General features: G+C 71.0%; 6 protein-coding genes and 1 pseudogene. All 7 read left to right on the plus strand.

Annotation, left to right across the window (positions count from 1 at the left end; genetic code table 11):
* Positions 1 to 200: 200 nt before the first annotated feature.
* A pseudogene (locus tag CR470_RS33245) lies at positions 201 to 527 on the plus strand (GNAT family N-acetyltransferase); the annotation flags it as partial.
* A gap of 120 nt (positions 528 to 647) precedes the next feature.
* Positions 648 to 2,084: an FG-GAP and VCBS repeat-containing protein gene (locus tag CR470_RS33250; RefSeq protein ID WP_097871176.1), complete on the plus strand. Its 1,437-nt coding sequence runs from the start codon at positions 648 to 650 to the stop codon at positions 2,082 to 2,084.
* Positions 2,085 to 2,389: 305 nt separating this feature from the next.
* The gene (locus CR470_RS33255; RefSeq protein ID WP_097871177.1) at positions 2,390 to 3,838 is read left to right on the plus strand and encodes a pyridoxal phosphate-dependent decarboxylase family protein; all 1,449 of its coding nucleotides are present in this window, start codon (positions 2,390 to 2,392) and stop codon (positions 3,836 to 3,838) included.
* Positions 3,822 to 5,099: a lysine N(6)-hydroxylase/L-ornithine N(5)-oxygenase family protein gene (locus tag CR470_RS33260; protein WP_097871178.1), complete on the plus strand. Its 1,278-nt coding sequence runs from the start codon at positions 3,822 to 3,824 to the stop codon at positions 5,097 to 5,099. Before CR470_RS33255 ends, CR470_RS33260 begins: the two co-directional genes overlap by 17 nt.
* A complete protein-coding gene (locus tag CR470_RS33265; protein WP_097871179.1) occupies positions 5,096 to 5,665 on the plus strand; it encodes a GNAT family N-acetyltransferase in 570 nt (189 codons plus the stop codon). Before CR470_RS33260 ends, CR470_RS33265 begins: the two co-directional genes overlap by 4 nt.
* A complete protein-coding gene (locus tag CR470_RS33270) occupies positions 5,662 to 7,440 on the plus strand; it encodes an IucA/IucC family protein (protein WP_097871180.1) in 1,779 nt (592 codons plus the stop codon). The genes CR470_RS33265 and CR470_RS33270 overlap by 4 nt, the downstream gene beginning before the upstream one ends.
* Before the next feature lie 112 nt (positions 7,441 to 7,552).
* The coding region (locus CR470_RS33275) for a DUF4429 domain-containing protein (RefSeq protein ID WP_097871181.1) at positions 7,553 to 8,301 on the plus strand (749 nt) is incomplete at its 3' end.

Here is an 8,301-nt window from a genome sequence, read left to right on the forward strand (position 1 = left end):
CGTTCGGTCTCCGCGCCGGGCGGGCGGCGACGACGGGCGGCCCCTCCTCCGGCGACCGCGGCCAGGGCGGCGTCGCCTCGCCGGACGGGAGCGCTCCTCCGGACGGGAACGCCTCGCCGGGCGGGAGCGGCGCTCCGGGCGGCGTCGAGCGACCTGCCACGATCGGAGCCTGAACGCGCGGGCGGGGGGGAACGGCCCCCCGGGAGGCGGAGACCGGGTCGTGGCTCGGGCTCCCGTACCAGGGGCAGGGCCTCGGTACGGAGATGCGCGCCGCCGCCCTCCACCTCGCGTTCGCCGGGCTCGGCGCGCGGTACGCGGTCTCCGCCGCCATGACCGACAACCCCCGTTCGCTCGGGGTCTCGCGACGCCTCGGATACACCGACGACGGCCTGAAGACGGATGTCGTGCGGGGGGTTCCCGTCACCCTGCGGCGACTTCGCCTGGACCGGGCCCGGTGGGAGGCGCACCGGAGCGTCGGCGTGACCGTGGAGGGACTCGACGCCTGCCGGGCGGAGTTCGGGGTCTGAGGCGGCGCTTCCCGGCTCTGGGCCTACAACCCTTCGCCCCCCATGCGGGTCTTCGCAGTGTCGTCAGCAGCCGTTCCCCTCGTAGGGCACGGCCCTGAAACGCAGGAGCAGCAACCCTTCATGGTCCAGACCTCTCTCCTCCCCCGCGCCCGCGCCTCCCTTGGGCGCCTCCCCCGCCTCCGTGCGGCGTCGGTCGCCGCGGGCGTCGTGCTCGCCGCCTGTCCGGCCCCGCTTCTGCTGGCCTCTCCCGCGGCGGCGGCCGCCGCCAAGCACTACGACGACTTCAACGGGGACGGCTACCGCGACCTGGCCGTGCCGTACGCGTACAGCGGCGTCCAGGACGGCACGCTGTCCTTCTCGGGCGGCGCGGTGCTCGTCACCTTCGGCGGGCCGAAGGCGCTGACCACGAAGAAGCAGATCGTCCACCAGGGCTCGCCGGGGGTGCCCGGAGCCGGGGAGGACAACGACCAGTTCGGCGCGGCACTGGCCGGTGCGGACCTGGACCGGGACGGGTACGCGGACCTCGTCGTGGGCAACCCGAGCGAGGAGTCCGGGAAGACCCCCGTCGGCTCCGTCACCGTCCTCTGGGGCTCGGCCAAGGGGCTCAAAGGCGGAATGGCCCTGCCCCGCAAGGGTGGTGGGGCGTACGGAGCGTTCGGCAGGGACATCGCGACCGGAGACTTCAACGGGGACGGCCGGCCCGACATCGCGACCGTCAACGCCGGTGACGTCCTGCTGTACCGGGGCGGGTTCACCAAGTCCGGCGGCCTGGGGAAGGTCACCGCGTACGACCGGGCGGGCCAGGGCTGGTCCGCAGACAGCTTGGCGGCCGGAAAGGTCACCGGTGACGGGAAGACCGACCTGGTCGCCGTCGGGGTCCGGGGCGTCGGCAGCACGTTCCGGACCGAGGCGTGGTTCCTGAAGGGCGCCGCCGCCGGTCTCGCCTCCGGCCCGGCCAAGGTCATCGACGGCAAGAAGCAGCACGAGCGGCTCGACGCGGCCATCGGCGACTTCGACCGGAACGGTTACGGGGACATCGCCGTCGGCAATCCGTACGCGAGCGGCGGCCGGGGCTCGGTCACCCTCTGGTACGGGGCTTCGGCCGGGCCGGGTTCGCGGAGCGTCACGTTCAGCCAGTCGACGGCGGGGATCGCGGGGGCCTCGGAGGCGAACGACGAGTTCGGCGCGTCGCTGGCGGCGGGAGACGCCGACGGGGACGGGTACGCGGACCTCGCGGTCGGCGTACCGGGCGAGGCGGCCGGGAAGAAGACCGCGTCCGGCGCGGCGTATGTGTTCCGCGGCGGCCCGGGCGGGCTCAAGGGGGCGCGGTCCGCCGTGTTCGACAAGACGCTGCCCGGGGTGGCCGGGGGCACGGTGTCCCAGGACTCCTTCGGTTACGACCTGCGGCTGCGGGATCTCGACCGGAACGGGCGCGCCGATCTGGCGGTCTCGGTACCGGGCGAGAACACGGTGCGGATCCTGCCCGGGGCGAAGGGCGGGGTGGCGGGGGCCGGTTCGGTCGTCCTGCGGGAGACCGGGGCGGACCTGCCGGAGTAGACGCGGGCTCCGGGCCTGGCGTCACCCCTTCACCGAGCAAGGGCAGCCAACCTGCCTTCGGATCGTCCCGGCCGGATGCGGGCTCGTCCGGTACGAGGGGGCCGTCGGCGGCGTGGAGACCGTGCGCGCCGCCGAACGTGGAGGGATGGAGGAGGGAAGGCGAACAACCGGTGCACCCCGAGGGGCAGGAGGAACAGGCGATTTCGAGTTAGGTTAGGCTCACCTAACTTCGACATCGGGCCCTCGCCCCCCCCTTCCTGCCCGGAGGGCCGCGATGAAGTTCCCCTCACCCGGGAGGACCCTTCATGCGTTCGCACCTGCTCAACAACACGACCGCGGAGCACTATCGGAACACCGTCTCCGCGGGAGTGGAACGGGTCGCGGCCACGCTCGCCGCCACGGAGCGCCCCTTCAGCGGGGTCGGTGTCGACGAGCTCTCCCCCGTCGTCGACGCGATCGACCTCGACCGGCCGCTGGGCGACGCCGCCGCGGCCCTCGACGAGCTGGGCGAGGTCTACCTCCGTGACGCCGTCTACTTCCACCACCCCCGCTATCTGGGGCACCTCAACTGCCCGGTCGTCATACCCGCCGTGCTCGGCGAGGCCGTGCTCTCCGCGGTCAACTCCTCCCTGGACACCTGGGACCAGAGCGCGGGCGGCACCCTCATCGAGCGCCGGCTGATCGACTGGACCGCCGAGCGGATCGGGCTCGGCCCGGCCGCCGACGGGATCTTCACCAGCGGGGGTACGCAGTCCAATCTCCAGGCCCTGCTGCTGGCACGGGAGGAGGCGAAGGTCCGGCCGGAGCACTTCACGCGGCTGCGGATCCTCACCTCCGAGTGCAGTCACTTCAGCGTGCAGAAGTCCGCCAAGCTGCTCGGCCTCGGCCCGGACGCCGTCGTTTCCGTTCCGGTCGACCGCGACAAGCGCATGCGGGCCGTGGCCCTCGCCCGCGCGCTGGAGCGCTGCCTCGCCGAGGGCGCCGTGCCGATGGCGGTCGTCGCCACGGCCGGCACCACGGACTTCGGGTCCATCGACCCGCTGCCCGAGATCGCCGCACTGTGCGAGCAGTTCGCCGTCTGGATGCACGTGGACGCCGCGTACGGCTGCGGACTGCTCGCCTCCCGTGAGCGGGGCGGGCTGCTCGAAGGCATCGCGGGAGCCGACTCGGTCACCGTGGACTACCACAAGTCCTTCTTCCAGCCGGTGAGTTCGTCTGCGCTGCTGGTCCGGGACCGGACGACACTGCGGCACGCCACGTACCACGCGGAGTATCTGAACCCGCGCCGGACGGTGGAGGAACGGATACCCAACCAGGTCGACAAGTCCCTCCAGACGACCCGCCGGTTCGACGCGCTCAAGCTGTGGATGACGCTGCGTGTCATGGGCGCGGACGGCATCGGCGAGCTGTTCGACGAGGTCTGTGACCTGGCCGCCGAGGGCTGGCGGCTGCTCGCCGCCGACCCGCGTTTCGACGTGGTCGTCGAGCCGCAGCTCTCCACGCTCGTCTTCCGCTGCGTCCCGTCCGGGGTCACCTCCCCGGACGCGATCGACCGCGCCAACCTCCACGCCCGCAAGGCGCTGTTCGCCTCCGGCGAGGCGATCGTCGCGGGCACCAAGGTCGGCGACCGCCAGTACCTGAAGTTCACCCTGCTGAACCCCGAGACGACCGTGCGGGACATCGCCGCGGTCCTCGATCTGATCTCCGGCCACGCCGAGAAGTATCTGGGAGACTCCCTTGACCGCGCTTCCTGAACCCCACGACTTCATCGGGATCGGGCTCGGCCCGTTCAACCTCGGCCTGGCCTGCCTGACCGAGCCGGTCGACGAGCTGAACGGCGTCTTCCTGGAGTCCAAGCCGGACTTCGAGTGGCACGCCGGAATGTTCCTCGAAGGGGCCCATCTCCAGACGCCGTTCATGTCGGACCTGGTCACCATGGCCGACCCGACCTCGCCGTACTCGTTCCTGAACTACCTCAAGGAGCGCGGCCGGCTCTACTCCTTCTACATCCGGGAGAACTTCTACCCGCTGCGGACCGAGTACAACGACTACTGCCGCTGGGCCGCCGCGAAACTGAGCAGCATCCGGTTCGACGAGACCGTCGAGACGGTGACGTACGACGAGGGCTCCGAGCTCTACACCGTGCGCACCGCCTCCGGTCAGCAGTTCCGGTCCCGGCATCTGGTCCTCGGCACCGGCACCCCGCCGCACATCCCGGACGCCTGCCGAGGGCTCGGCGGGGACTTCCTGCACAACTCCCGTTATCTGGAGGGGAAGGCCGAGCTCCAGAGGAAGCGGTCGATCACCCTGGTCGGCAGCGGGCAGAGCGCGGCGGAGATCTACCACGACCTGCTCTCCGAGATCGACACCTATGGCTACCGGCTCAACTGGGTCACCCGTTCCCCGCTGTTCTTCCCGCTGGAGTACACGAAGCTGACGCTGGAGATGACCTCCCCGGAGTACATCGACTACTTCCACGCGCTGCCCGAGGAGACCCGCTACCGGCTGGAGACCGGTCAGAAGGGGCTGTTCAAGGGCATCGACGGGGAGCTGATCGACGCGATCTTCGACCTGCTCTACCAGAAGAACATCGCCGGACCGGCGCCGACCAGGCTGCTGACCAACTCCGCGCTCGTCAGCGCCCGTTACGATGCGGAGGGCGACGCGTACAGCCTGGGGCTGCGCCAGGAGGAGCAGGGCAAGGACTACTCCCTGACCACCGAGGGCCTGATCCTCGCCACCGGCTACCGGTACGAACCGCCCGCCTTTCTCGCGCCCGTCACCGGGCGGCTGCGCCACGACAGCCGGGGCCGCTTCGACGTGGCCCGCAACTACAGCATCGACACCACCGGGCGCGGGGTCTTCCTCCAGAACGCCTCGGTGCACACCCACTCGATCACCTCGCCCGACCTCGGCATGGGCGCCTACCGCAACGCCTACATCATCGGCGAGCTGCTCGGCCGCGAGGTCTACCCGGTCGAGAAGTCCATCGCCTTCCAGGAGTTCGCCGTATGAGCCGCCCCGACGACCGCCGCCCCGGCACACTCGGCGTGTTCACCGTCCGCCCGCTGGACCCCGCCGCCGACGCCGGGCTGGTGCACGGCTGGGTGACCCACCCCAAGGCCGCGTTCTGGCTGATGGGCGACGCCGGACGCGCGGACGTGGAACAGGAGTACCGGGCCATCGCCGCCCACCCGCACCACGACGCGTTCATCGGACTGCACGACGGCGCGCCCGCCTTCCTGATCGAGCGCTACGACCCCACCGAGGTCGAGCTGAAGGGGCTGTACGAGGCGGAGCCCGGCGACGTCGGGATGCACTTCCTGGTCGCCCCCACCGACACCCCGGTGCACGGCTTCACCCGGGCCGTGATCACCGCCGTGATGGATTTCCTGTTCGCCGACCCGTCGGTGCGCCGGGTCGTCGTCGAGCCCGACGTGACCAACAGCGCCGTGCAGGCCCTCAACAAGGCCGTCGGTTTTGACGTGCTCCGGGAGATCGCCAAGCCGGAGAAGACCGCTCTGCTCAGCGCCTGCACCCGCGAGCAGTTCGAAGCAGCAACCGGAGGAAACGACCGATGACGACCGCCCTCACCGACAGCGTCGCCCACCTCTCCCCGGAGCGCTGGGCCACCGCAAACCGACTGCTGGTGCGCAAAGCACTGGCGGAATTCAGCCATGAACGGCTGCTGGCCCCGGCGCCGCTCGGCGACGACCGCTACACCGTCCGTAGCGACGACGCCGCCACCGAGTACCGTTTCACCGCGCGTCTCTTCGCCCTGGACCACTGGCAGATCGACGCCGAGACCATCACCCGGCACCGGCACGGCACCGAACTCTCGCTGGATATGCTGGACTTCCTCATCGAGCTGCGGCACACGCTCGGGATTTCCGCGGAGGTCCTGCCGGTCTATCTGGAGGAGATCTCCTCCACCCTGGCCGGAACCGCCTACAAACTCACCAAGGAACCGGCGACCTCCGGCCAGCTCGTCGCCGCCGGCTTCCAGGCCATCGAGACCGGGATGACCGAGGGCCACCCGTGCTTCGTCGCCAACAACGGGCGGCTCGGCTTCGGCGTGGGCGAGTACCGGGCGTACGCCCCCGAGGCGGCCTCGGAGATCCGGCTCGTCTGGCTGGCCGCCCGCCGCGACCGCGCCACCTTCACCGCGGGCGCCGGTCTCGACTACGACGCGCTGGTCAAGGGTGAGCTGAGCGAGGCGGCCCGGGAGCGGTTCGACGGCACGCTGCGCGGGCTCGGCCTCGACCCGGACCTCTACTTCCTGCTGCCGGTCCACCCCTGGCAGTGGTGGAACAAGCTCGCGGTGACCTTCGCCGGAGAGCTGGCTGCACGGCATCTGGTGGTGCTCGGCGAGGGCGAGGACACCTATCTCGCCCAGCAGTCGATCCGCACGTTCTTCAACACCGACCACCCTGAGAAGCACTACGTCAAGACGGCGCTCTCCGTCCTCAACATGGGCTTCATGCGCGGGCTTTCGGCCGCGTACATGGAGGCCACGCCCGCGATCAACGACTGGCTGGCCGGGCTGATCGAGCGCGACGACCTGCTGCGCGGGGCCCGGTTCTCGATCATCCGGGAGCGGGCCGCGATCGGCTACCACCACCGGTCCTACGAGGCGGCCACCGCCAAGGGCTCCCCGTACCGGAAGATGCTGGCCGCACTGTGGCGCGAGAGCCCCGTGCCGGGGCTCAGGTCCGGCGAGCGGGTCGCGACGATGGCCTCCCTGCTCCACACCGACCGCGAGGGCGGATCGGTGGCCGGGGCGCTGATCGCCGAGTCGGGCCTGGACCCGCGGGTGTGGCTGCGGCACTACCTGGACGCCTATCTGGTGCCGGTGCTGCACAGCTTCTACGCCTACGACCTCGTCTACATGCCGCACGGCGAGAACGTGATCCTGGTCGTGGAGGACGGTGTCGTCACCCGCACGATCTTCAAGGACATCGCCGAGGAGATCGCCGTGATGGACCCGGACGCGGTGCTGCCGCCGCAGGTCGAACGGATCCGGGCCGAGGTCCCGGAGGACATGAAACTGCTGTCGGTCTTCACCGACGTCTTCGACTGCTTCTTCCGCTTCCTGGGCGCGGGCCTGGCCACCGAGGGCGTCCTGGACGAGAGCGCCTTCTGGCGGACGGTCGCCTCCTGTGTGCGCGACTACCAGGAGTCGGTGCCGTATCTCGCGGACAAGTTCCAGCGGTACGACCTGTTCGAGGCGGAGTTCGCGCTCTCCTGCCTCAACCGCCTCCAGCTGCGCGACAATCAACAGATGGTCGACCTCAACGACCCCGCTGGAGCACTACAGTTGGTGGGGCGCCTGAGGAACCCGATCGCCGGGTTCTGAGCCCCGGCCGCCGCATCGCGGCAGCCCTCCCGACCGGTGAGCGCCCGGGGACGGCCCCCCGGGCGCTCACCTTCTCCGCCCGGCCCGGAGACGGGCTGGCAGAATCGCGGGCATGGCAGAAATCATCCAGCGGGACGGAACGTGGACGTTCGACGGGGACACCGTTCGGATCGTGCCGGGGGGAAAGGCACACCCGGTCCGGCAGGAGCTGGGTGAGATAGCCGTACCCGTGCAGGCGGTGGCGGGCATCTCGTTCGAACCGGACCGCAAGGGCGGGCGGCTGCGGCTGCGCCTGCGCGGCGGCGCCTGCCCGGTGCTGCGGGCCGCCGACGGCCGGCTCAAGGACGGCGCCGACCCCTACGCGCTGACCGTGGAGAAGGACCGCACGGGGGTCGCGGAGTACTTCGTCGACGAGGTCCGCAACGCGCTGCTGATCGAGCAGGTGCCGGACGGCCCCGTGGACCGTTTCCTGCTGCCCGGCCCCGCGCTGCCGGTCTCCGGCGGGGGCGGCGACGGCACGGCGTCCTTCGACGGGGAGACGGTCCGGCTGACCTGGAACTGGAAGGCCGAGGAGTCCAAGACCGCCGGGGGCCCGTCCGCCTTCCCGCTGTCGCGGATCGCGGGCGTGCGGTGGCTGCCCTCGATCGGGCTGGAGAACGGCTACCTCCGCTTCGAGCCGGTCGAGGGGGCCGTCTCGGCTCCGCCGAAGTACGACACGTACGCCCTGGACCTGTGGGGGATCTCCAAGAAGGAGCACACCGCGGTCCTGGTCGCCGCGGCGGTGCTGATGCGGCTGCCCGGGGCCCGTGCGGTCCCGGCCGCCCCGGAGCCGGCCCCGTCCCTGACCGAGGCCGCCGAGCC

Source organism: Streptomyces sp. rh34 (assembly GCF_002551245.1).
Classification (GTDB): domain Bacteria; phylum Actinomycetota; class Actinomycetes; order Streptomycetales; family Streptomycetaceae; genus Streptomyces.